This window comes from Microbulbifer zhoushanensis, assembly GCF_021729055.1.
Taxonomy (GTDB): domain Bacteria; phylum Pseudomonadota; class Gammaproteobacteria; order Pseudomonadales; family Cellvibrionaceae; genus Microbulbifer; species Microbulbifer zhoushanensis.
Map to the genome: position 1 here is coordinate 667152 of NZ_JAJSAO010000001.1, position 23673 is coordinate 690824.

At 63.0% G+C, this 23673-nt stretch carries 21 protein-coding genes and 4 tRNA genes; 4 read left to right on the forward strand and 21 right to left on the reverse strand.

Translation table 11 applies throughout. The annotated features are described in order from the left end of the window. Nucleotides 1-115: 115 nt before the first annotated feature. The 7 genes from LVD10_RS02900 to LVD10_RS02930 form a co-directional block, all read right to left on the reverse strand. Nucleotides 116-727, reverse strand: coding sequence for a hypothetical protein (locus LVD10_RS02900; RefSeq protein WP_232942934.1), 612 nt, complete (start codon nucleotides 725-727; stop codon nucleotides 116-118). 139 nt (nucleotides 728-866) lie between these two features. After that, a complete protein-coding gene (locus tag LVD10_RS02905) occupies nucleotides 867-1301 on the reverse strand; it encodes a hypothetical protein (protein WP_232942935.1) in 435 nt (144 codons plus the stop codon). 177 nt (nucleotides 1302-1478) lie between these two features. Then, nucleotides 1479-3518: an NAD-dependent DNA ligase LigA gene (gene ligA / locus LVD10_RS02910; RefSeq protein WP_237061763.1), complete on the reverse strand. Its 2040-nt coding sequence runs from the start codon at nucleotides 3516-3518 to the stop codon at nucleotides 1479-1481. 135 nt (nucleotides 3519-3653) lie between these two features. Next, entirely contained in the window at nucleotides 3654-4763 is a 1110-nt protein-coding gene (zipA, locus tag LVD10_RS02915; protein WP_232942937.1) for a cell division protein ZipA, read from the reverse strand. 24 nt (nucleotides 4764-4787) lie between these two features. Beyond that, nucleotides 4788-8291: a chromosome segregation protein SMC gene (gene smc, locus LVD10_RS02920; protein WP_237061765.1), complete on the reverse strand. Its 3504-nt coding sequence runs from the start codon at nucleotides 8289-8291 to the stop codon at nucleotides 4788-4790. 202 nt (nucleotides 8292-8493) lie between these two features. Next, entirely contained in the window at nucleotides 8494-9750 is a 1257-nt protein-coding gene (gene ccmI / locus LVD10_RS02925; RefSeq protein ID WP_237061876.1) for a c-type cytochrome biogenesis protein CcmI, read from the reverse strand. Continuing rightward, nucleotides 9743-10294 carry a cytochrome c-type biogenesis protein gene (locus tag LVD10_RS02930; RefSeq protein WP_232942939.1) on the reverse strand — a complete coding sequence of 184 codons (552 nt, stop codon included), beginning with the start codon at nucleotides 10292-10294 and terminating at the stop codon, nucleotides 9743-9745. The genes ccmI and LVD10_RS02930 overlap by 8 nt, the downstream gene beginning before the upstream one ends. 178 nt (nucleotides 10295-10472) lie before the next feature. On the opposite strand from LVD10_RS02930, the gene LVD10_RS02935 reads away from it, so the two are divergent. Beyond that, a tRNA-Val gene (locus tag LVD10_RS02935) sits at nucleotides 10473-10548 on the forward strand. A gap of 47 nt (nucleotides 10549-10595) precedes the next feature. Next, nucleotides 10596-10672, forward strand: a tRNA-Asp gene (locus LVD10_RS02940). 555 nt (nucleotides 10673-11227) lie between these two features. On the opposite strand, the gene LVD10_RS02945 is transcribed toward LVD10_RS02940, so the two are convergent. Continuing rightward, a complete protein-coding gene (locus LVD10_RS02945; protein WP_232942940.1) occupies nucleotides 11228-11947 on the reverse strand; it encodes a DUF4197 domain-containing protein in 720 nt (239 codons plus the stop codon). Nucleotides 11948-12163: 216 nt separating this feature from the next. Here LVD10_RS02945 and LVD10_RS02950 point away from each other — a divergent pair. Together LVD10_RS02950 and LVD10_RS02955 are read left to right on the forward strand one after the other, a co-directional pair. Continuing rightward, nucleotides 12164-12239: transfer RNA gene (locus LVD10_RS02950), tRNA-Val, on the forward strand. A gap of 47 nt (nucleotides 12240-12286) precedes the next feature. Continuing rightward, nucleotides 12287-12363, forward strand: a tRNA-Asp gene (locus LVD10_RS02955). A gap of 475 nt (nucleotides 12364-12838) precedes the next feature. On the opposite strand, the gene LVD10_RS02960 is transcribed toward LVD10_RS02955, so the two are convergent. The 13 genes from LVD10_RS02960 to LVD10_RS03020 all read right to left on the reverse strand — a co-directional run bounded on the left by LVD10_RS02960 (nucleotide 12839) and on the right by LVD10_RS03020 (nucleotide 23673). After that, a complete protein-coding gene (locus LVD10_RS02960) occupies nucleotides 12839-14494 on the reverse strand; it encodes a BCCT family transporter (RefSeq protein WP_334079056.1) in 1656 nt (551 codons plus the stop codon). Beyond that, nucleotides 14398-14736, reverse strand: coding sequence for a hypothetical protein (locus tag LVD10_RS02965; protein ID WP_237061774.1), 339 nt, complete (start codon nucleotides 14734-14736; stop codon nucleotides 14398-14400). The genes LVD10_RS02960 and LVD10_RS02965 overlap by 97 nt, the downstream gene beginning before the upstream one ends. Before the next feature lie 162 nt (nucleotides 14737-14898). Next, on the reverse strand, nucleotides 14899-15501 hold the full coding sequence (locus LVD10_RS02970) for an IMPACT family protein (protein ID WP_237061775.1): 603 nt from the start codon (nucleotides 15499-15501) through the stop codon (nucleotides 14899-14901). Further along, a complete protein-coding gene (locus tag LVD10_RS02975) occupies nucleotides 15464-16048 on the reverse strand; it encodes a DsbE family thiol:disulfide interchange protein (RefSeq protein ID WP_232942944.1) in 585 nt (194 codons plus the stop codon). Before LVD10_RS02975 ends, LVD10_RS02970 begins: the two co-directional genes overlap by 38 nt. Nucleotides 16049-16081: 33 nt before the next feature. Beyond that, nucleotides 16082-18067 (reverse strand): heme lyase CcmF/NrfE family subunit, encoded by a 1986-nt coding sequence (locus LVD10_RS02980; protein WP_232942945.1) that lies wholly within the window; start codon nucleotides 18065-18067, stop codon nucleotides 16082-16084. After that, on the reverse strand, nucleotides 18064-18513 hold the full coding sequence (gene ccmE / locus LVD10_RS02985; RefSeq protein ID WP_232942946.1) for a cytochrome c maturation protein CcmE: 450 nt from the start codon (nucleotides 18511-18513) through the stop codon (nucleotides 18064-18066). Before ccmE ends, LVD10_RS02980 begins: the two co-directional genes overlap by 4 nt. A gap of 60 nt (nucleotides 18514-18573) precedes the next feature. After that, nucleotides 18574-18807 (reverse strand): heme exporter protein CcmD, encoded by a 234-nt coding sequence (gene ccmD / locus LVD10_RS02990; protein WP_232942947.1) that lies wholly within the window; start codon nucleotides 18805-18807, stop codon nucleotides 18574-18576. A gap of 1 nt (nucleotide 18808) precedes the next feature. Then, nucleotides 18809-19552 carry a heme ABC transporter permease gene (locus tag LVD10_RS02995; protein ID WP_305080400.1) on the reverse strand — a complete coding sequence of 248 codons (744 nt, stop codon included), beginning with the start codon at nucleotides 19550-19552 and terminating at the stop codon, nucleotides 18809-18811. Nucleotides 19553-19564: 12 nt separating this feature from the next. Beyond that, nucleotides 19565-20308: a heme exporter protein CcmB gene (gene ccmB / locus LVD10_RS03000; RefSeq protein ID WP_232942948.1), complete on the reverse strand. Its 744-nt coding sequence runs from the start codon at nucleotides 20306-20308 to the stop codon at nucleotides 19565-19567. Beyond that, a complete protein-coding gene (ccmA, locus tag LVD10_RS03005; protein WP_232942949.1) occupies nucleotides 20295-20954 on the reverse strand; it encodes a cytochrome c biogenesis heme-transporting ATPase CcmA in 660 nt (219 codons plus the stop codon). The genes ccmB and ccmA overlap by 14 nt, the downstream gene beginning before the upstream one ends. 110 nt (nucleotides 20955-21064) lie before the next feature. Beyond that, nucleotides 21065-22831 carry an ATP-binding SpoIIE family protein phosphatase gene (locus tag LVD10_RS03010; protein ID WP_232942950.1) on the reverse strand — a complete coding sequence of 589 codons (1767 nt, stop codon included), beginning with the start codon at nucleotides 22829-22831 and terminating at the stop codon, nucleotides 21065-21067. A 2-nt stretch (nucleotides 22832-22833) separates the two neighbouring features. Beyond that, nucleotides 22834-23181: an STAS domain-containing protein gene (locus LVD10_RS03015; protein WP_232942951.1), complete on the reverse strand. Its 348-nt coding sequence runs from the start codon at nucleotides 23179-23181 to the stop codon at nucleotides 22834-22836. A 312-nt stretch (nucleotides 23182-23493) separates the two neighbouring features. After that, nucleotides 23494-23673 carry a PA3496 family putative envelope integrity protein gene (locus LVD10_RS03020; protein ID WP_232942952.1) on the reverse strand — a complete coding sequence of 60 codons (180 nt, stop codon included), beginning with the start codon at nucleotides 23671-23673 and terminating at the stop codon, nucleotides 23494-23496.

Consider the following 23673-nt stretch of genomic DNA (forward strand, 5'->3'; position numbering starts at 1 on the left):
GCTGCCGTATGCAGGCCTGCATACAATTGCAGGAACCCCGCAGCGGCCCGCGCGAAGCCGCGAGTATCATTTAACAGCTTATCGCCACTTCCGCGCAACGCCAAACCTACACCACCTATACCAGGGAATCATATTCCGTAAAGAAATAAAATAATTGGAAAGCTGTTCCCAGCAACAGGAAGCTGCCGTGGTAAATTCGGCTGGAGGTCGCAATTGCCACCAGGCTGCCGACAATAAATGCCAGGTTGCGGTAGACATAGACACTGCCCAGGTTTGCCAGGTATTGCCCGCCTTTAAGGATGGTATCCCCAAAATCGACCAGGAAAACCAGTGCCAGTACAGTGAAGAACCACTTGCGGCGGAGGAAGAACAGCGAGCGATAGTCCTTGGGGGCCGAGTTCTTTTCCGGGAACAGCAGGGCGCAAAGCAGGTACAGCAGCAGGGTGTAACAGATCAGGTAGAGATAGGTGGCCAGGTCATGTACGCCAGTGTGGGAAAAGCGAAACTCCCACCACCAGAAAAACAGCAGGTACAGCACCATGAATGCGACCCAGCCCAGGTGCATCCAGTAGAGCCGGTCTTCCCTCGGCTCCTCGACCAGCCGGGCCAGGTTGCGCAGCAGGTGTGTCAGGCCCAGCCCGATCACAATCCCCATGATCACACGGATATGGGCATAGAGTGTCGCGAACGCGGGGACACTGCTGGCTGCAAGCTCCGATGGTTCCACGCGCCTCATACCTCCGGCCGCTACTGCCCCCGCCCCGCATGCAACGCACACAGGTAAGTCAAGCATAGCAGGTTAGAGGATTAGCCCGCCCCGCTTGCCGCCAGCATTGAGGACAAGTGACCGGCGGCAGCGACCGGATTCAGATGCTGACCCGACCCTCCTGGGTCCACTCACAACGAACCTGCATATCGCCGCTACCGGGTTCGTGGTAGAGCCCGGCGGCCTCCCAGGTAAAGGAGTGGGTGCCCGAGAGTTCAGTCTCCAGGTGCACGGTGGCAGAGACCCAGTACATGCTGCGCAAAAGCTCTTCAAACTTCAGGATCCAGTGATTCCATTCGTACTCCACCGCACGGTAGGAAGCACCAAAATGAATCACATCGGTCTGGTACTGGGACTGCTTCACCTTGATGGTGGGAATGGAAAACATGTCGCGGCAGAGAAAAGGCCACTCGTCGGCACTGGGCAGGGCCAGTACTGCCTCGCGATTGCAACGGCGACGGTCAGCACCACCGGCAAGGCTGTTACTGTCCTTGATGCACCCGTAAACGATGGATTCCTGATCAGCCTGTACCACTATTGTGTCCCTCAGCACAGCGCAGCCGCGCAAATTTTGCACGGCCTGTTGAGTGTTAGCCGCTCCACTTTAACGATCACCGCTGGAAAATACCATAACGACAATCGCATTTTATGCGCACCAGCGCCGCTGCCCGAACGCAGCGGACGCACGCGACATATTACGGCCGTGGGAGGCTTAAATCTCGATCCCGCGCCCGCGCAGCATTTCCAGGAATTCATCCTCGTCGAGCGTGGGGATCTCCAGCTCACGGGCCTTGTTCAACTTGGATCCAGCTCCGGGCCCTGCAACTACCGTGTGGGTATTTGCAGAGACACTGCCCGCCACCTTGGCTCCCAGTCGCTGCAGGTAATCCTTGGCCTCGCTGCGGGACAGTGTCTCCAGCTTGCCGGTGAGGACCCAGGTCTGCCCCGCAAACGGCTGCTCTTCACCACCGGTTTCCTCGGCAGCCCAGTGCACACCCGCCTGGCGCAGCGCCTCGATCTCTTCCTGTGCGTGGGGCTGCTCAAAAAACTCAGCGACAAAATGGGCTACCACCGGCCCGACATCCTCCACGTCCTGCAGCGCTTCCTCATCCGCCTGCATGAGCGGTTCGAGATCACCGAAATGCCGGGCCAGGTTGCGTGCAGTCGCTTCCCCCACTTCGCGGATTCCCAGGGCATAGAGGAACCTGGGCAGCGTTGTGTCCTTGCTGCGCTCCAGCGCATCCACCAGGTTCTGTGCCGATTTCTCCCCCATCCGCTCCAGCCCCGCCACCTGCTCCGCCTCGAGGCGATACAGGCCGGAGACTGAATGCAGCAGGCCCTCGTCCACCAGTTGCTCCACCAGCTTGTCGCCCAGGCCATCGATATCCATGGCCTTGCGCGAGGCGAAATGCTTGATTGCCTGCTTGCGCTGGGCGCTACAGATCAGGCCGCCGCTACAGCGCGCCACCGCTTCCCCGGGAGTCGACTCAACCGGCGAGTCGCACACCGGGCAGTGGTCGGGAAATACTATATCTCGCGCGTTCCCTGGGCGCTTGCTCTCAACCACTGAGACCACCTGGGGTATCACATCGCCGGCCCGGCGGATAACCACTGTATCGCCGATTTTCACTCCCAGGCGCTCGATTTCATCGCGGTTGTGCAGTGTGGCATTCGACACTGTCACCCCTCCTACAAACACCGGTTCCAGTCGTGCAACCGGCGTCACTGCGCCCGTGCGGCCCACCTGGAACTCCACGTCGCGCAGCACCGTCATCTCTTCCTGGGCCGGGAACTTGTAGGCCATCGCCCAGCGCGGCGCGCGGGCGACAAAACCGAGGCGGCGCTGCAGGGGAATACTGTTTACCTTGAACACGATGCCATCGATATCGTAAGGCAGCTCCGCGCGCTTCTCGCCCAGCTTGCGGTGATACTCGATACAGTCATGGATATCCGCAGCGACCGCCATCTCACTGTTGATGCGGAAACCCCAGCGGTGCAGCTGCTGCAGGATCTCCGTATGCTTGTCCGGCAGGCTGGCCCCCTCCACCAGGCCCACGCCATACACGCACAGCTCCAGCGGGCGACGCGCCGTAATGCGTGAATCCAGCTGGCGCAGGCTGCCGGCGGCGGCATTGCGCGGATTGACGAAAACCTTGTCACCGGCTTCACGGGCCTTCTCGTTCAGCTCTGCAAATCCGGCCCTGGGCATGTAAATCTCGCCGCGCACTTCCAGCACAGCCGGCACGCCGTTCTCAATCAGCCGCAGGGGCACCGAGCCGATGGTGCGCACATTCTGGGTAATATCCTCCCCTGTGGTGCCATCGCCGCGCGTGGCAGCCCGCTCCAGTACGCCATCCCGGTACAGCAGGCTGATGGCGATTCCGTCCAGTTTTGGCTCACACGCATACTCGACCGCTTCCCTGCTGTTCAGGCGGTCGCGCACTCGCCGGTCGAACTCCTGCAGCTCATCGTCATCGAAGGCGTTGTCCAGGGACAACATCGGCACTTCGTGCTGCACCTCGGCAAACTCAGTCAGGGGCTCCGCGCCTACCCGCTGCGTGGGCGAGTCCGGCGTTAGCAGCTCCGGGTATTGCTGTTCCAGTTCCTGCAATTCACGCAGGCGACGGTCATATTCCGCGTCCGGCAGCTCCGGCGCATCGAGCACGTAATACTGGTAGTTGGCGCGCGACAGGATGGCGTGCAATTCCTGGGCCCGCTCACGCTTTTCAGTGGGGATATTCTTATTGGTCATCGATTATTCGCAGAGAATAAGGAAAGGTCATGGGGAGGGAATTTTACACGAATTGCGGCCGCCGGCTGCATCGAGCGCAGCGACAGCCGCACGGGGGACGCGGCAGGCAGCCGCGCAACGCTCTACCGGTTCGGGTCAGGCTTGCGCCCGGGCCAGCGCACGCCGGCGCTGGTATTCCATCACCCGCTGGCGATAGTGCTCGGCGGTCTGGGCAGTGAAAACACTGCGGTTTTCATCTTTCAGCTCGCCACCGAGCTGTTCGGCTATCTCCCGTGACACTGACAGCATCAACTCGAACGCCTTGATCGCCTCGCCATCGATGGGCAGCGCCAGGAACAGGCTCACACCCGGGGTGGCGAACTCTTCCATACGCCCCAGGTCGAACACCCCCGGAACCACCATGTTGGCCAGGCTGAAAATCACCGGGCCGTCGTCACTGCCGCCCAGGTGATAATGGAAGATATCCATGTCACCAAAGCGCATGTTCACAGCCATCAGGGCCCGCAGCAGGTCGTTACCCTCGAACAGGTCGCCCTCCCGCGCCATGATATTGATGATCAGCACCTCTTCCACCGGGGACTTGTCCGCGCCATCCGCCTGGTGCCGGTCGTGCCGGGAGCCGCCCCGGGTGTTGCCCGACTGGCGCATTGTCTCGCTGCCACCGGAAACGGGTTCCGGCGGTTTCTTTTTCTTCAGCACTGGTTCGCCCCGCTCTTCCTGTTCGGTTTCACTCAGGGCTTGGAGGCTGTCAGCCTCGTCGAGTTCCGGCTCACGACGGAAGTCTTCCCCAATGGCCTCTTCCGCCGCATCGGCAAATGAGTCCATCAGGGTAGGCACCTGCTCTTCCAGGTTCAGGGAAGCCTGTTGTGGCTCAGCCTCACTTTGCTGCTGCTTGTTGGCCTCGGCCGGCCGACGCCCGGTCTGGAAACCCTCCTGCAACTTGCGGTTTACCTGCAGCGCGTCTTCCAGCGCGCGGCGTTGCACCACCCGTACACTGCCCGGCAGTTCACGGGCAATCTGGGCACGCTTTGCCGCCTCCTCCGGATCGAGGAAATCATCCTCATCAGCGGTGGCCCGGCCCGGCCTGGCGGGAGTGGACGGGGTATTCCGGTTGCCGTGCATGGCGCGACTCAGGCTATCGGCGGTGCGGTCCGCATCGCGGTGGCGCAGGATCGCCCGACGCACCCCATCCACCAGTGCCAGCACCAGCACCAGCGCCAGAATCGTGATCAGCCAGTTGTCCATATCAGCGTTTCTCCTTTCACGCCCTTATGCGGATGCCAGCTCGGCCGCCTCTTCAACGTCCACCGTCACCAGTCGCGAAACGCCAGGCTCGTGCATGGTCACACCCAGCAGCTGGTGCGCCATCTCCATGGCAATCTTGTTGTGAGTGATATAGATGAACTGCACGTGCTCGGACATTTCCTGCACCATCCGCGCATAGCGCCCCACGTTGGCGTCATCCAGCGGTGCGTCCACCTCGTCCAGCATACAGAAAGGAGCCGGGTTGAGGCGGAAAATGGAGAATACCAGCGCAATGGCGGTGAGTGCCTTCTCGCCGCCCGACAGCAGGTGGATGGTGCTGTTGCGCTTGCCCGGGGGCCGCGCCATGATCGCGATGCCGGTATCCAGCAGGTCCTCGCCGGTGAGTTCCAGGTAGGCGTGGCCGCCGCCAAATACCTTGGGGAAGAGTTCCTGCAGGCCGCTGTTGACCTTGTCGAAGGTTTCCTTGAAACGGGTACGGGTTTCCCGGTCGATACGCTTGATGGCGTTCTCGAGGGTCTCCAGCGCATCCATCAGGTCACTGTACTGTCGATCCAGGTATTCCTTGCGCTCGGACTCCTGCTTGTACTCGTCGATAGCCGCCAGGTTGATGGCGCCGAGACGGGAGATACGCGCGGCCACCAGTTCCAGTTCCTCCTGTACCTGGCCAATGGTCAGGTCGCCGGGAAGCTCTTCCAGCACCTGGTCCACGTCGTAATCGGATTCACGCAGCTGCTCAACCAGCCCATTGCGCTGCACCTCGAGGGTCTGGGCGCCCAGGCGCTCCTGCTCGAGCTGGGCACGCACGCCCTGCAGCGCCGACTCCACTTTGTGGCGCTCCTGCTCCTGTTCGCGCAGGCCGCTCTCGACCTCCTCCAGTTTCTTGCGCGCCTCGGACAGCTCGGTTTCCACCTCCATGCGCTCGCCCAGCTTCTCCTCCAGCTCGGCCTGGAAATCCTGGGACGGGTCGTCGCTCTCGGCCATCTGCTCCTGCAGCTGCTCGCGGCGGGTGCGCAGGCGCTCCAGCTGCTCGCGCATCACCTGCAGCGTGCGCTCCAGCGACATCATCTGGGTCCGCACTGACTGCTCACGCATGGCCAGTTCATGCGCCTTGTCCTTGTCTTCACGGGCGCGCTGGCGCGCCGCATCCAGCGCCTCGCGCAGCTCGTCGCGGCGGGCCAGCAGGGACTCACGGCGGTCAGTGTCATCACTCATCGCCTCCAGCGCCTCCTGCAACAGCAGGCGTGCCTCGGACAGGGACTCGCCCTCCATTTCCTGCTGCTCGCGCACTTCCGCCAGCTCCTGCTCAACACGGGTGCGGCGCTCGCCCATCTGTTCGGCGCGCGCACGGCGGGCGGACAGCTGGCTGCGCAACTCGGACTCGCGCCGACTCAGCTGCTCCAGCTCATTGCGGGACTGCTCAATGGCACTCTCCATGTCGGAGGCCTGGTTGCGCAGTTCTTCACGCTGCTCCGAGAGGGTCTCGATCTGTTCTTCGCAGGCGGCTATCGATGCCTCCAGCTCTTCCAGCTCCTGCTTGCGCTCCAGTACCCCGGCCTCGGCGTCGGAGGCACGGCTGACCCGCAGCCAGTTAGGCCCCAGCCAGAGACCGTCGCGGGTTACGATGGATTCATGGGCCTGCAGCCGCTCCCGCTGGGCAAGCGCGGCGGTGAGGTCCTCAGCGGTATAGATGCCGGACAGCAGGCCAGCCAGTGAGTCGGGACCCTCGACCACTTCCGCCAGCGCCGGCAGGCTGCCGCCAGCGGTGGCGGGAACCGGGCTGCCGTCGACAAAGATCGCCTGCCCGCTCTCGAGGCTGGCAAGCCCCTCGCTCAGGCTCTCCAGCTGGTCCACACAGACTGCCTGCAGCTGGGTGCCCAGCACCGTTTCCACGGCCTTTTCCCAGCCGGCCCGGGCGCTGATCTGGTCGGCCAGTCGCGGGCGGTCCGCCAGCGACTGCTGCTGCAGCCAGTTATCCACGGCCTTGCCCTGCCCCAGCGCCGCCTGCTGCAGCGCCTCGAGGGAAGCGAAGCGCCCGCGGCTGGTCTGCAACTGCAGGCGCAGCTGGTCCAGCTCCGCAGCGCTGTCACTCTCGCGGGCACGCAGCTCCGCCAGGGATTCATTTTTCTCCGCCACGGCCTCGCGGCGTTCGGCGGCCTGCAGCTCCAGCTCGGCCAGTTGCTCGCCCAGCTCTTCAAAATCGTCGTCATCGCCGCTCTCGGCGAGGCGGCCACGCTCTTCCTGCAGCTTGTTGATACGCTCCTGCAGGCGCTGCGCAGAGGTCTCCAGATGCTGGATGCGGGACTGCTGTACCTCGGCTTTCTGGCGCGAACCCGAGGCACCAGTGTTGAACTGGTCCCACTCGTTCTGCCAGTCGCGCATCTGGTCCTCGGCGGTCTGCAGGGCCAGGGCGGACTCCTCTTCTGCGGCCTGGACCATCTCCAGGTCCGGGTTGATCACTTCCAGCTCGGCCTCAAACTGCGCCGCCTTCTCCCGGTCAGCTTCCAGGCCGGTTTCCGCCTCGCGGTATTCCTGCTCGGTCTGCTGCAGGTCGGACTGCAGGCGGGTATTGCGCTCGCGGGCATGGGCGATGCTCTGCTCCAGCCGCGCGATATCGGCGCCGATGGCGTAGAACCGGCCCTGTACCTCGTTAAAGCCGTCGGACAGCTCGTGGTAACCGACGCGCTTCTGCTCGATATCGGTGTCACAGCTCACCTGCCGCGTTACCAGTTCTTCGACTGTGAGCTCCAGCTCGCCGATCTGCTGCTGCTTGGCCTTGGCCTGGTCATCCAGGTCGCGGTACTTGAGGGCCTGCAGGTGCGCCTTGTGACTGCGCTCCTCTTCCTTGAAGCGGCTGTACTTCTCAGCCGCGGCAGCCTGCCGCTCGAGGCGCGCCAGCTGGCGCTCCAGCTCATCGCGGATATCTGTGAGGCGCTCCAGGTTCTCGCTGGTGCGGCGCATGCGATTCTCGGTGTCGCGGCGGCGCTCCTTGTACTTGGAGATACCCGCCGCTTCCTCGATAAATACCCGCAGCTCCTCGGGCTTGGCCTCGATCAGCTTGGAGATCATGCCCTGCTCGATGATGGCATAGCTGCGCGGGCCCAGGCCGGTGCCCAGGAACAGGTCAGTCACATCGCGGCGGCGACATTTGTCGCCATTCAGGTAGTAGTTGTTCTGGCCGTCGCGGGTCACACGGCGCTTGACCGAAATTTCGGCAAAACCGGCATAGGGGCCGGTCAGCTTGCCCTCGGAGTTGTCGAATACCAGTTCGATGGAGGCCTGGCCCACCGGCTTGCGGCCGCTGGAGCCATTGAAGATCACGTCGGTCATCGAGTCACCGCGCAGGTTTTTCGCGGACGACTCACCCATAACCCAGCGCACGGCATCGATGGTGTTGGACTTGCCACAGCCGTTGGGGCCCACCACAGCACTCAGGTTGGACGGAAAATGAACGGTAGTCGGGTCAACGAAGGACTTGAAACCCGCAAGCTTGATGCACTTCAGACGCATGTATTTGTAACTCGGTATTTTGTTATTCGCCGGCGCCCGACAGCGTGCCGGCGATGGCCGCACCAAACCGCCGATTGTACATGGCGGCGCCGGTCGTTTCAGCGGTAATTTTCGATTAGGGGATGCCGCAACGGCTGCCCGCAGGGGCCGCGCGGCACCCCCGCCCGCTACCGGAACGGGGCAAAGGGGAACCCCGGGGCGCCTACAACTGGCGGTCGATCGTAATCGATACCGGCTGGTCCCAGTCGGCCTGCGGCAGCGACTCGATGCTGCCCTGCCAGTCCCCGGGCGCCGGCCGGGCATCGCCGTTAATCGCCAGGCGCGCCACCAGCTGCACCCGGTCCACCCCGGCCAGGGAGCGACCCGGCATCATTGCCCGCGACTCATCCAGCACCACCTCTGCCGGCAGCTGGCCGGCACTGAGCCGGACAATCGCCAGGGGCATGGGGCTATCGGAACCACGGGCATAGATAAATACCGGCGTCCCTGCCGGTGCCTTGACCGCCTCTGCCAGGCTTACATTGATACGAATCGCCGGACCATCTCCCTCGCCAGCGTCCGGCGCGCGGGCTTCAGCCACAGCTTCACTGTCGACCGCCTCGCCCCGCTCTGCCAGCGCCTGCTCTGCCCGCGCCACACCGGCGGCCAGGGCCTGGGCCGCCGCAGAACCCGGCGCCAGCTGGTTGAGGGCGCGCTGCCACAGGGCCCGCGCCACCTGGAATTTCTGCTCCTCAAAGGCGGCGATGCCGGCCAGGCCCAGCGCGGTACCGTTGTCCGGTTGCACTTCCAGCGCCTCACCCACCAGCCTGCGGACTTCCCCGGTCACGCGGGAGCCCTGCTGGAAAAACAGCGCCTGTGCCAGCTCTGCCTTCACACCCGCCGCCTCCGGCTGCTGCTCCACTATGTAGCGATATGCCGCCACCGCGCCGTCCAGGTCACCGCGAACCATCAACCGCTGCGCCAGGACATAGCGGCTGGTGAGGTCATCAGGATGGGACTCCGCCCGCTCCTGTAGCTGACGGGTAATTCGTTCTTCTGCCGCCCGGTCGGTCTCGCCCTGCTGGCTGGCGAGGATATCGCGATACAGCTCGAGGTCCCCCACGTGCCCCCTGTCCAGGTACAGCGCCAGCGCCGCCAGCGGCAGCACTACCGCCAGCCCCAGCAGAAGGCCACGGCCGCCCTGGCGGGATTCGCCAGCTGCCGACTGCTCTGCCGCCAGCAGGTTGCGGGCCATTTCCGCCTCCAACTGGGCAAACTGGTCTTCGTCGATGGCGCCACTGGCGCGTGATGCCTCAAGCTCTGCCCTTTGCTCCCGGTACAGCGTCGCCAGTGCCGCCCGCTGGCGCCCGGCTTCTGCCTGCACGCGCCGATGGGCCCCCGCTCCGCGAAGCGCCGGCCACAGCAGCACGAAAACCAGCAGCAGAACCAGGGCCGCCACGCCCAACCACAATTCAGTCATCACGCCCGGCCCCACGGTCACTCTCCCGATCCGCTTTCAATTCCTCTTCCCCCAGCAGTGCCTGCAGGCGCTGCCGCTCGTCGGCGGTCAGCTCCCCACTGGCATCATCCTGCCGCGCGCCTGTGCCGGAGCGGGAGCGCATCACCACCACCACCAGCGCCAACAGGCCAAAGGCGGCAAATACCCCGGGTGCAATCCACAGGGCCATGGTGTTGCGCTGCACCGGGGGCCGGTAGAGGACGAAATCCCCATAGCGGGCCACCATGTACTCGGTAATCTCCTGATCGGTGAACCCCTCTTCCAGGAGTCGCCGGATCTCCCGGCGCAGGTCCTGGGCCACCGGGGAGTCAGACCCCGCCAGGTTCTGGTTCTGGCACTTGGGGCAGCGCATCTCCTCGATCAGCACCTGGTAGCGCGCCTCCAGCTCCGCAGTCGACAACGGCTCGACCTCCACGGCGGCTACCGCGGCCAGCGACAGGCAAAGGCCGCCCACCAGGGCCACGACCCGGTGATGCCACCCGGTCTTTCTTTCTCTTTCTCTCACCCAGTTCTCTCCGTCGATGCGTGCGGTGGAAATTTGCGCGATTATAACAGCCTCCCCCACCCCCCGCACTCGCCCCCGCAGCTCCCCCGGACCGCTTAACTCATTGAAAGGTAAAAAAATTTTTCACAAAGCGTTGACGCACCGAAAAATATCATTACTATACGCAGCTCCTGACGCGGGGTGGTTAGCTCAGTTGGGAGAGCGACGGCCTTACAAGCCGTAGGTCACAGGTTCGACCCCTGTACCACCCACCACTTCCCCTCACCTGCCCGGCAGGTTGTAACGGGGAAACGAAGACTGCGGACCGGTAGTTCAGTTGGTTAGAATGCCGGCCTGTCACGCCGGAGGTCGCGGGTTCGAGTCCCGTCCGGTCCGCCATATACAAAAAAGGCCCACACGAAAGTGTGGGCCTTTTTTGTATCTGTTAGATCGGCGTGCAAGAACCCCCGTTCGACAAAATTGCCATCGGCAATTTTGGACGCCGCAGCGAAGCGGAGGCGCCCGCAGGGCGAGGGCCATGGATGGCCCGAGTCACTAAATTGCCATCGGCAATTTTGGACGCCAGAGCGAAGCGACGGCGCCCGCAGGGTGAGGGCCATGGATGGCCCGAGTCACTAAATTGCCGGGAGCAATTTTGGACCCAGAGCGAAGCGAAGGCGCCCGCAGGGCGAGGGCCATGGATGGACCGAGTCAGTCCCGCCACACGAGTCCCAGCCGGCAAGGAGCGATCTACGCGAGAGCGCGGCTTTGCGTATCCAGTGGGTAGGTGTACGACTAAATCGTCCGGGACACCCTGGGATACCGACACCCAGCCCCGCCCAGTCCAGCCCAACAAATAAGCCCGCTGGGAGCGGGCTTTTTCCTACGGGGCAACCCTCCACCCGCGACACAGTGAAAGGTCACCCGACTACCCCGGATCAGCAAAGAGAGCTATCAGCCCTCCCCGGCCCCGAACACCTGGCCAATCAGCACACTGCCCCGGGCCACAGGATCCCGGCGAATCAGGGCCTCTTCCTCACCGATACGGCTGAACAGGGTCATCATGCTCTGGTCAATCACGTAGCGCTCCAGGTCCATATCCGGCTTGTTGGCGATGGGTAACTTCTCGTAGGTAGAAAGCAGGCTCTCATACTGGCCGTAAAAGCCGGTCTTACGCAGGTTGGCTTCCACAATCGGCTGGTAGCGCATGCGCAGGGCGCTCTCGGTCTGGCGCTGGAAGTAATCCGTGGCCGCAGTCTCACTGCCGCGGATAATGCCCAGCGCATCATTGACCGTCATTCCGGTAATTGCCTGCTTGAACACCGGCGCCGCCTCAGCCACCGCCTGTTCCGCGCCGCGATTCATGGCATCCTCCAGCTGGTCCACATAGTTGCCGAAACCAAACTGGCGCAGGCCATCTTCCACCGGGCGGACCGATGCAGGCAGGCCCAGGTTGAACGCGCCCACCTGGGACAGCCGGCTGCTGGCCCGGTCAGTGCTGGTGCGCAGGGTTTCCTTGATGCCCCGCGCAAGCCTTGAGTCGGTATCGTAACCGGCATTTTTGGCCACCTGGTTGCCGACATCGACCCAGGGCGAGACCGCCTCCATATTCTGGCAGGCCGCCAGCACCAATCCCCCGGCCAGGACAACGGCCAATTTCCAATGATGCGTCATGATAATTCTCCTCGAAATCCGATTGCGTAATACTAACCCACCCGGGCCACCTGGAAAGTGACTGGCTTCCTGCTACGCACAGGCAAACCATGCCAAACGTAGCTCCCCCGCAAAACCCGCCACCCCTGCACTGGCCGACCACCGCCGCGCCTCCCGAATTTTTGGAAAAGGGCATTGACTCAATAAGATTTACCGGTAAGATACGCAGCCCTTCGAGGGTGGTTAGCTCAGTTGGGAGAGCGACGGCCTTACAAGCCGTAGGTCACAGGTTCGACCCCTGTACCACCCACCACTTCCCCTCACCTGCCCGGCAGGTTGTAACGGGGAAACGAAGACTGCGGACCGGTAGTTCAGTTGGTTAGAATGCCGGCCTGTCACGCCGGAGGTCGCGGGTTCGAGTCCCGTCCGGTCCGCCACATACAAAAAAGGCCCACACTTTCGTGTGGGCCTTTTTTGTATGTGCTGGATCGGCGTACAAGAACCCCCGTTCGACAAAATTGCCATCGGCAATTTTGGACGCCAGAGCGAAGCGACGGCGCCCGCAGGGTGAGCGGCAATGCCGCGAATCAGTCCCGCTACAAGAGCTTCAGTTGGCGAGGAGCGATCTACGCAAGAGCGCGGCTTTTTTGTATGTGCTGGATCGACGTACAAGAACCCCCGTTCGACAAAATTGCCGGGAGCAATTTTGGACGCAGCAACGAAGCGGAGGTGCCCGCAGGGCGAGGGCCATGGATGGCCCGAGTCACTAAATTGCCAAGAGTAATTTTGGACGCCAGAGCGAAGCCACGGCGCCCGCAGGGTTAGCGGCATAACCGCGAATCACAAATACGCCAAGAACGAACCTGGACACCGGCGCACTGCAACCCAGGCAACCTGCCCCCCATAGCAGAATCAACGCGGCTCCCCCACCCCCTGGACTAACAAAACCACCAGCGATCCCGCACTCCCCAACACAATCAACAGTCCCGGCAAACCCGCAAGGTTTGCCAACATCTTGATACCGTCGCTACCGAGAAAGCTGGCACTGCACCACCCCACCAGGCCGACCAATCCAGCCCACAACAACTTCACCCCAAACGACGATCCCATATGGGCAGCGGTCACCGACTTCATGCACAGCCCGCCAATAGCATCGGTATTGGAATCCGTTGCAGTGATAAAGGAGATAAAGCAACCGCAGATGAAAAACAGGCTCAGCAGGGTGCTGCCCGGCAGGTAACTGAACAGCTGGTAGGCCATCGCAGCGAGCCCCTGTTCCCGGTACACCTGGTACATGGCACCGCCCCCGAGGTTATCGAAGTAAAGGGCGGCACCTCCAAAGGTGGAGAACCACAAAACGCCAAACAGTGACGGCAACAGCAGGTTCACAAGGATAAACTGCCGCACTGTGTAGCCCCTGGCGATTTTCCCCAGGAACAGGCTCGACAGCGGTGCCCAGGCGAACCAGCTGGCATAAAACGCAGTGGTCCACCAGCCGGACCACTGGCTATCTTGCGGCTCACTCAGCAGTAACTGGCGGGGAAAGAAGTTGGCCAGGTAATCGACCAGTGAGCCGGCACCAAGCCCCGCGATAAAACCAGATGGACCCACCAGCAACAGGTAGAGCATCAGCGCCACAAACAGGATGGTATTGGCCCGCGCCAGCACCTGAATGCCCTGGCGTAGCCCGCTGGCAGCAGACAACAGTGCCACCGCGACAATAAAACCGGCGGTTGCCGCGTAGGCTACCGGCGACCTGGCGATGCCAAACAGGACCTGCAGGCCATCACCGATCAGCAACAGCCCGGCGCTCAGTACCCCCGACATTCCCACCACCACCGCAAACAGCACCAGGCCATCCACCACCTGTCCCGCAACATTGCCCAGATGCCCGCGCAGCAGCGGCCGCAGCATCGCCCCCACGGAAAACTCGTATCCGAGGTTGTAAAAGCACAGGGCAAACGTCAGGGCCGCCACGGTGTAGATGGCATAAGGTGCCAGGGTCCAGTGGACGAATACTGATGAAAGCGCGAACCGCATCGCCGCCTCACTGCCCGGCTCGATACCAGTGAATGCCGGCGGCTCGCGAAAATGCACCACAGGCTCCGCTACCGCCCAGAACAGAATCCCCATGGCAATCACGGTGGTGAGGGAAACCGCAAACCAGCGGAAAGGCGGATAGATGGGCTCGGCCTCGGGCCCGCCAAGCCTCACCCGGCCCAACGGCAATAGAAACACCACCAGGCAAAGGGCCAGAAGCCCCAGGGCTGAATAGAGGAAAAGCGAGGAGAAATGCTCGATAACCGCCGCATTGGCCGCGGAGGCCATCTTGACGAAGGCCTCCTGGTCCACGGCTGTAACAAGCAGCACCACCAGCACGCCTGCCAGCGCCGGCCAGAACGTAATGGGTTTCAGGTGTCCCCGAAAGGCGGATGTTATCCGGCGGCGAAGGTTGATGGCACCATCCCGCTTCAGCTGCCTATCGCTGCCAGCCCGATACCCAGCAGGATATCCACCGCAATGGCAACCACAAACACCAGCGCCCCGTAGCCGCAGGCGGTTTTCCAGCTGAAATCAAACTGCAGTCGCAGCATCAGGGCAGGCACAACAAAGTACAGGGTGAGCAGCGGAAGCAACAGTTGCTGGGGCAGGCCACTGAATGCCACCGCCATGCTCGCCAGCCAGACCAACAGTGCCGGCACCAGCACAAACGTGATTGAGGTGAATCCATCCAGCCCCCGGTCGCGACCGCGCTCCAGTAAGTTGAACAAACCGTAAACAACACCGCCGGCAATTAACGCCTGTAGCATAATCCTTTCCCCTTGTAGTTCCCTGGGCAGGTCGCCCCGTGAGGGTTCTTGTTTTTCCGGCTGGCCGGGCACTGCCTGGCGAGCGGGCTCTTCCGGTGACCTTTATATCGGATCGGGAGGGAGGGTAAAAGTCTCGGGACAGGGGCAGCCGTCCGGCCGGTATCAGTTGCCGTCGCGGTGTACCCGGCAACCCTCAGCAACAAGGGTCGCAGCCAGCGCATCCCAGTGATCCTGCGGCAGCGCAATGGGCACGGTGACTCCCTCGCCGTACGCCGCTTCGTCGCAGTGCCCACCAGCCTGTCCCACCAGGAAACGCAACCGCGACTCCTGGGCAAAATCGCAGGAGACAGAGGCGCTTACAAAGGGAATGAATGGCTTCAGCTCAGCCTGCTGGAGTGCCGCCCCCACCGCGCCGCGGTAGGCGCGCATCAGGCCACCGACGCCGAGCTTGGTGCCGCCGAAGTAGCGCGTGACAATCGCACCAACGTTACCCACTTCCTGTTTCAACAGGAGTTCCAGCATGGGGCGGCCGGCACTGCCGCCGGGCTCACCGTCATCATCCGACTGCATGACTAACGGGTTGGCCGGGTTGCCGATCACCAGTGCCGTGCAGTGGTGGCTGGCATCGGGGAACTGGCTGCGCACGGTTTCCAACTGCTGCAGGAACGCCGCCTTGTCTTCAGCCGGACCCAGCCAGCAGATAAAGCGGCTCTTCTTCTCTTCCGTCTCACTGACAACGGGAGAGCAGGGAATCTGGTAACTCACCGGCAAATTCTTCCCATGACTGGTCCTGCAATCTTTCGTACAGCGGCTGGAGCTTGGTCTGCCAGATACGGTCATCTACCACTCCGACATGCTTGCAGCGAATAGTACCGCCAGAGTCCACCAGGAATGTTTCCGGCGCGCCAAACACACCCAGGTCCAGGGCCAGCCGCCCTTCCCGGTCAGCGACACTGAACAGGTAGGGGTTATGGAATTTCTCCAGCCACTTCTGCGCCTCGGCGTTGTCGTCCTTCAGGTTGACGCCAATGATGGGCACGCCCTGGCTGGCCAGTTTGTTCAGGTAAGGATGCTCCACCCGGCAGGCGATGCACCATGTCGCCCACACATTCAGCAACAGGGGTTCGGCCGGCAGGTCCGCCAGCCCGGCCCGGGCCTCACTATCCGCGACTTTCGGCAGGGAAAACTCAGGTACCGGTTTGTTCAGTAGCGCCGAGGGCATTTCCTGCGGGTCCAGCGAGAGGCCCCGCCAGAACAGCAGGGCCAGCGCAGCGAAAATAATCAGCGGCAGGAACAGCTTGAGTCTGGCCATGGTGATTTCGATCTCCCTCTACTTATCCGCGACTCAGGCACCCGCCGGCATCGCATCGATGGCTTCGGCACGGGCAGCACGGACCTTGCGGTAGCGCTTGTCGGCCACCGCGATGCCACCACCAATGGCCATCAGCAGCGCACCCAGCCAGATCCAGACCACAAAGGCCTTGTACTGCAGGCGCACGGCCCAGTCCCCGTTAGGGTTACCCTTGTCCAGCGGCTCACCCAGGGCCACGTAGATATCCCGGAACAGCCCCGTGTCGATAGCAGCCTCGGTCATGGTATTGCCGCCGGACAGGTAATTGCGTTTCTGCGGGTGCAATTCCGCCACCGGCGAACCGCCGCGACTGACATGCACTACCCCTTCAAACGCGCGGTAATTGGGGCCCTGCACCTGGCGCACACCGTCAAAGCGGAATTCATAACCGGCGACCCGGTGCGTATCCCCCGCTCCCAGGCGGACATCGTCCTCCACGCTGTAGATTGTGGTCAGGGCCACGCCCAGCGCAGTCACGGCCAGGCCGACATGGGCCAGGTGCATGCCGTAGTAACTGGCCCGCTGGCGTCGCAGGCCCGCCAGTAACGAGTCAGCGTTGCGGGTCTTGCCGAGGATATCCGCGAGGCTGGATGCGGTGACCCAGCTTCCGACGAAGATTCCCAGCGCCGCCCCCCAGTGGAACTCGCCCAGTGCAAACGGAATTGCCAGGCCCGCCACCACAGCCACCGCCAGGGGCAACTGCCACAGACTCCACAGGCGGTCCCAGCGGCTGTCCTTCCAGTTGGCATGAATGCCCAGGCCCAGCACAACGCTGAGAAACACCATCAGGGGCACAAAAAACAGGTTGAAGAACGGCGGGCCCACGCTGATCTTGCCCCAGTTGAGGGCATCGGCCAGCAGCGGGTACAGGGTGCCGGTCAGCACCACGCCGGTAATCAATACCAGCAGGATATTGTTGGACAGCAGGAATGTTTCCCGGGAGCGGAACGAGAACACACTGCCCGCGCTGACTGCTGGTGCCCGGAGGCCAAACAGTACCAGCGACAGCCCCACCACGATCACCAGGAACGCCAGGATGAACCCACCGCGCAAGGGGTCGGTGGCGAAGGCATGCACCGAGGTGAGTACACCGGAGCGCACCAGGAATGTTCCCAGCAGGCTGAGGCTGAAGGCAAAGATTGCCAGCAGGATGGTCCAGCTCTTGAACAGGCCGCGCTTCTCACTTACTGCCAGTGAATGCAGCAGCGCCGTGCCCACCAGCCAGGGCATAAACGAGGCGTTTTCCACCGGGTCCCAGAACCACCAGCCGCCCCAGCCCAGCTCGTAATAGGCCCACCAGCTGCCAAGGGCAATCCCCAGGGTAAGGAAGGACCAGGCCACCGCCGTCCACGGGCGTACCCACCTGGCCCAGGCCGCATCCAGCTGCCCACCCAATAGCGCAGCGATGGCAAAGGCGAAAGCCACCGAAAAGCCCACATAGCCCATATACAGCAACGGTGGGTGGATGATCATGCCGGGATCCTGCAGCAGCGGATTCAGGTCATTGCCCTCCACGGGCGGAAACGGCAGGGTGCGGTCAAACGGGTTGGAGGTCAGCAGGATAAACAGGAAGAAACCCACCAGCACAAAACCCAGCACCGACAGTACCCGCGCCACCAGCTCCGCTGGCAGCTGGCGGCTGAACAGGGCTACGGCGGCGGCCCAGCCGGCCTGCATCAGCAGCCACAGCAGGATAGAGCCCTCGTGGCCGCCCCACACGGCGGTAATCTTGTAGTGCAGGGGCAACAGGCTGTTGGAGTTCTGCGCCACATAATTGACGCTGAAATCGCTCTGGACAAAGGCCGCCGTCAGGCACAGGAAGGCGATGGCAGTAAACACCAACACCCCCAGGGCCAGCGGGCGCCCGGCTTCCATCCACAGGGGCCGGGCGGTATAGCTCCCGGCCACGGGTACCGCGGTCAGGGCCACCGATAACAGCAGCCCCACCAGCAGTGCGAAGTGTCCCAGCTCCGGAGTCATATTTTCGCTCCGTCCCCACAGGTGGCGTTACCAGCCATGGACTCGGCCACCTCCGGCGGTGTGTAGTTCTCGTCGTGCTTGGCCAGCACCTGGTCAGCACGCATGGTGCCGTCACGCATCAACTGCCCGGTTACCACGGCGGCTTCACCCTCGGCAAACAGGTCGGGGAGGATCTTGTCGAACACTACCTGCAGGTCCGCCTCGCCATCGGTAATCGCAAAGTGAACGTCGAGCGATTCTTCGCTGCGCCGGACACTGCCCGGCACCACGCAGCCGCCGGCCCGGATTCGCTTCTCGAACGGCACCTCCCCCGCTGCAAAGGCAGTGGGGGCGTAAAAATAGTCCATATTGTTACGCATGGCGTAGGTGACAAACCCCACGGCGGCACTGGACAGGGCCACCAGGACCAGCACCAGGATAAGGCGTTGTTTACGTGCGGGATGCATGAGCGGTCATTTCCCCCGGAAATCAAGTCAAGTAATGAATCTGTTACGACCGGGCCGCGATTACTCGGCCAGCGCGGCCTCGGCTGCCGGTCTCTCTGGTTGGCGCCGTGCGGCGCGGCGCTCGCGGATACGCTGTTCGCGGCGAAACTCCGCGCGCAACCTGCGGCGCTCCAGCAACGGCTGGGTAACCAGCCCGGCCATGGTGAGGAGGGTCACGCCATAGGCAACCCAGACAAACGGGCCGTGGCCGTTCATGGCGATAAAATCCGCCAGGCCGGCAAACTGGAATTCCATCTTATCGTCCCTCCCCCAGCAGCTGCTGCACCCACTGGGTTCGCGATTCCCGCTTCAGCACCAGGGTGCGGGTGTGGAGAATCAGCACCCAGGCATAGAAACAGTAAAAGCCGATGATCATGGTCAGCAGCGGGTAGAACATGCTCGGATCAATGCTGCTGGACTCGGTCAGCTTGATGGTCGCCGGCTGGTGCAGGGTGAACCACCAGTCCACCGACTTGTAGATGATCGGGATATTGACGGTGCCCACCAGCGCCAGCAGGGCACAGGCCTTGTCGGCCAGCTGCTCGCGGGCAAAGGCACCGGACAGGGCGATCACCCCCACGTAGAGGAAGAACAGGATCAGCATGGAGGTAATACGGGCATCCCATACCCAGTATGTGCCCCAGGTGGGCTTGCCCCAGACCGCACCGGTAAACAGGGATACGAACGTGAGCGCGGCGCCAATAGGTGCGGCAGCCCGCATCACCACGAAGGAGAGCTTCATTTTCCAGATCAGCCCGATGGCGCCACTGATTGCCATCAGGTAATAGCCCGCCAGCGCCAGGAAGGCCGCCGGGACATGGATAAAGATAATGCGGTAGCTGTTGCCCTGCTTGGCATCCTGCGGGGCAAACCCAAGCCCCCAGGCCATACCTACGGCCAGCAGCAACGCGCTGGCAGCCGCCAGCCACGGCAGCCAGGCGCTGGTCTTCTCATAAAACCAGCGCGGCGAACCCAAGCGGTGAAACCATTGCCAGGCCAAGGGCAAACCTCCTCAAGAATCGGTACTGATGCGGATGGCGCCGGCGGCCGCCAGTGGCGCCAGCGCCGCGGCAGCCGCCAACAGGGCCGCCAGGATGGCGAGCTGCACGCTGTAGGCGTAACCATCGACGGCCGCCTGGACCGCACCGGTGCCGAAGATTAACACGGGCACGTATAACGGCATAACAATCAGCGCCAGCAGCAGGCCGGGACGACGCAGCGCCACAGTGAGCCCCGCCCCCACGGCGCCGATCAGGCTCAGGCTGGCGGTGCCCAGTAACAGGGACAGCAACAGGCAGGCATAGCCCGCAGCCGGCAGGTTGAGCATCAGCCCCAGCAGGGGCGACAGCAGCGCCAGTGGCAGGCCGGTCACCAGCCAGTGCACTGCCACTTTCGCCAGCACACCAAAATAGAGCGGCTGCGGGGACAGGGTCAGCTGCTCCAGCGAGCCGTCCTCGAAATCACTGCGGAACAGGCTCTCCTGCGACAACAGTGTGGCCAGCAGTGCCATTACCCAGATCATTCCCGGCGCCAAGCGTGCCAGCAGCCCCGGTTCCGGTCCCACTCCCAGGGGCAAGAGGGCCAGCACCGTCACGAAAAACAGCAGTGGGTTGGCGATATCGGAGCGGCGTCGCAGCGCCAGCCGTAACTCTGTCTGCAGCAGCGCGCCAAATCCCGGCCCGCGCCGCTCACGGGGCGAAAGGTCAGCGGGTGTTGCGGAGACCGGGGGCAGGTGACGGGTATCAGGCGTGGACATATTCGCCCTCCCCGGCCGGCGCGTAATCCGCCAGGTCCACGTGTTGCAGGTTTGCCAGGGCAACCGGCTGGTGCGAGGTGAACAGGATCGCCCCGCCCCGGCCCAGGTGGCAGGCCATCTGCCCCTGCAGGCTGGAGACGCCGGCTACGTCGAGGGCTGCCAGGGGCTCGTCGAGAATCCACAGTTGCGGGGCATTGGGGAGGTAGAGCCGGGCCAGTGCCACGCGGCGGTTCTGGCCCGCGGAAAGCTGCTGGCAGGGACTGTACTCGAACCCGTACAGATCCACCTGCTCCAGCGCGGCCAGGGCCTCATCCTCGGTCGCGCCGTACCAGGCCAGGTTTTCCAGTGGTGTCAGGCCGCGGCGCACTCCCGCCTGGTGGCCTATATAGAGCAGCGCACTGCGCATTTGTGGCAGTGCCCGTGGCAACGGCTCCCCGCGCCACAGAATCTCTCCGCGGTAGTCCGAAGCACTGCCGATCAGGGTGCGCAACAGGGTTGTCTTGCCGGAGCCATTGGCGCCCTCGACCTGCACGGCTTTCCCGGCTCCCAGCTCCAGGTCCAGCCCGGCGAACAGGCACCGGCCATCCCGCTCACAGGAGAGCCGCCGCAGCTGGATAAGGGGGGATGAACTTGCAGTCGCTGACATAGTACCGGTGCCGCCAAAAACCTCGGGAACAGGCAATTGATGAAAATCTGAGCGGCATTATACCGGCTGTGGCGCCAATTGTATGGTACTTGTTTGCTCCGAGGCCCGGATTAAACCTTTGCGGGGGCCCCTTCCCGCTCCCAGGGACTGTTCTCCTCCTGCTCCCAGCTGAGTAGTGCCCTTACTTCACTCGCGCCCGGCTGCCACTCCACCCTGCGGCAGATACTCTGCAGGAGTGCCAGTCCCCTGCCCGAGTATGCATTGGCCGCGCCAGTGCGCGCTGGCAGGCCTGGCCCGCTATCGGATACCGACACCAGCAGCCCGCAGTCCCCACCTGCCCGGCAGCTGCTGAGGCGGATCCGGATCCAGCCATCCTGCAGTTGCCGACGGCCGGACTCCAGGCGGCGGTAGTATTCACCGAATCCATGCTCCGAGCGCTTGAGGCTGCTGTCGAGCTGCAGCAAGCCGTGCTCGATTGCATTGTTGAACAACTCCCCCAGGACGATGGAGAGCGTGTCGCGCAGACGCCCGGACTCGGGAAACTGTGCCAGCACCCGGTGCATCAGCGGTACCGGGTCCATTTGCCTCAGGTCCTCCGCCGCCAGGGTGACCCCGAACGACCAGTCGCCGAAGTGGCCCGTGCCGGGCGGGTCCGGAAGCGGCTCACCGATTTCCACGGTCTCAGCAGTGATCTGGTCCAGGGAAAGCTCAACCAGGGAGAGATCGTCCTGCTGGCCGACACTGAAACGACTGATCTCGGCCAGGATCCTCTCAAAGCGCGCCGCCGGAAAGGCATTGCGGATAGTGGCCAGCAGTCGCTCCTCGCCAAACAGCTCGCCGGAGGGGCCCCGCGCCTCGTGGATACCGTCACTCCAGAGATAGAGCCAGTCACCGGGCTCGAGGGGAACATACTGAACCGCCTCCTCGAGATTCAGCCAGCGTACCACTCCCAGGGGCAGGTGACGGGACTCGAGCATCTGGATGCCTCCCCCGGCCCGGCAGAGGCAGGCACTGGGCATGCCGGCATTGAGCACACGCAGGTGCTGCTTGCGCGGGTCGAGTTCCAGCAACACCGCGCAACAGAACATGCTGCGGGGTAGCACCAGGTGCAACTTCAGGTTCAGTTCGCGGGCAATCTGGCTGAGGGTGAAGCCCTTGGGCACCATCGAATAGAAAATCGAGGTCAACGGCACCGCGCCCACCGCAGCAGCCAGCCCGTGACCGGTGAAATCCCCCAGTAACAGCATCAGCTTGCCACCGGGTGCCCAGGCAGCTGCCAGCACATCACCATTGAGCACAGCCCGGGGCGACAGGTGATAGCGGATGGCATCAGTCTGTTCCAGGCAACTTTCACGCCCCATATTGCGGAAAATCTCCTGCGCCCCGGCCTGCTCCTTGAGCAGGTCCGACTGGCTGCGGCGCATACGATTGCATTGGGCGATCAGGTTACGGTTGAACTGGCAGTAGCGCCGCAACGCGACCAGCTTCAGTCGCACCAGGTGCCGGTTGTAGGGCCGCCGCAGGACATCATCACAGCCAGCCCCGACGCCATCGGCGGGCAGCGCGTGCTCATCCAGCACCGCCAGGACCGGCACCGGCTCCATCCCGGCCCGCGCACGCAACTGGTGCACACTGCGGGGTTCGGGAGCTGCACCCGCGTGGGGGCCGAATACCAGCAGGTGCGGGCGGATACAATCGAAAGCGGCGAGCGCCGCAGGCACACTGCCCACAACACGGACTGCCACATCCATGGCCCGGGACTCCGGGCCGGACTCACCCCGTGCATCCAGCGGCGCACAGCTATCCAGGAGACTGGAGAGTTCCCGGGCGTCGGCATCGCCGGGCTCGATAACGAGAATATTAAAGGGAGAGGACACCACTAGCGAATGGTGAAAATCTTGTCGAAATTGGAAACCGCCAGCACCTTGGCCACATGGTCGTTGGCATTGACCAGCTCAACGGTATGTCGCTGGCCACCATCATCCTGCCCCTCCAGGCTGTGGTCGCGGAGCAACAGGAGCATTCCCAGCGCGGCGCTATCCAGGTAGCGGGTATCGGAAAGGTCGACGCTGTAGGATTTCGGTGCCGGGTTACAGTCGCGGTACGCGCGCTGGAATTCACTGTGGAGATTGAAATCGAAGTTCCCGTCAATCCGAATGGTCAGCGCTTCGCCGCCATCCGACAATTGCGTGGAAACCCGGGAGGCTGTCTGTTCAAACATCAGCATGGCGAATCTCCTTATTCATCCCCGTTTACCCGGCGCGACCGGTGGAACGCGGCCTGCCGGTACAGCATCCATCCACCGGGCGGGTAATCGCACGACCGGACCGGACCGGCGACGTTTGCCCGACAGCCTTAACAGGACGGTTCTGAACCGTTTTACCTCAACGCACCCACCTGCAGAGCCGGGTGCCCCGACAGGAACTCGCCACCGGCACACAACACACCGGGGGGGGGTAACTACCGCAGTCCACCCTGCCCGAGCGATCGTCCCTGCAGAACGCAGAAAGGCGCCCAGTGGGCGCCTTTCTGGTGCAGGTCAGTCGAAATCGTAATCCATCAACTCGCGCTGCAGTCGTATTTCCTCCAGCTTGTCCTCGACCATTCGCCGGGCATCCCGGGGAGGCTGCGAGGTTGCCTGTTTCAATACTTCTGTTGCCAATTGGGGGATATCGTCGTAGTCAAAATCGAAGGTCTTTTCGCTAACGTTGCCGCTCAT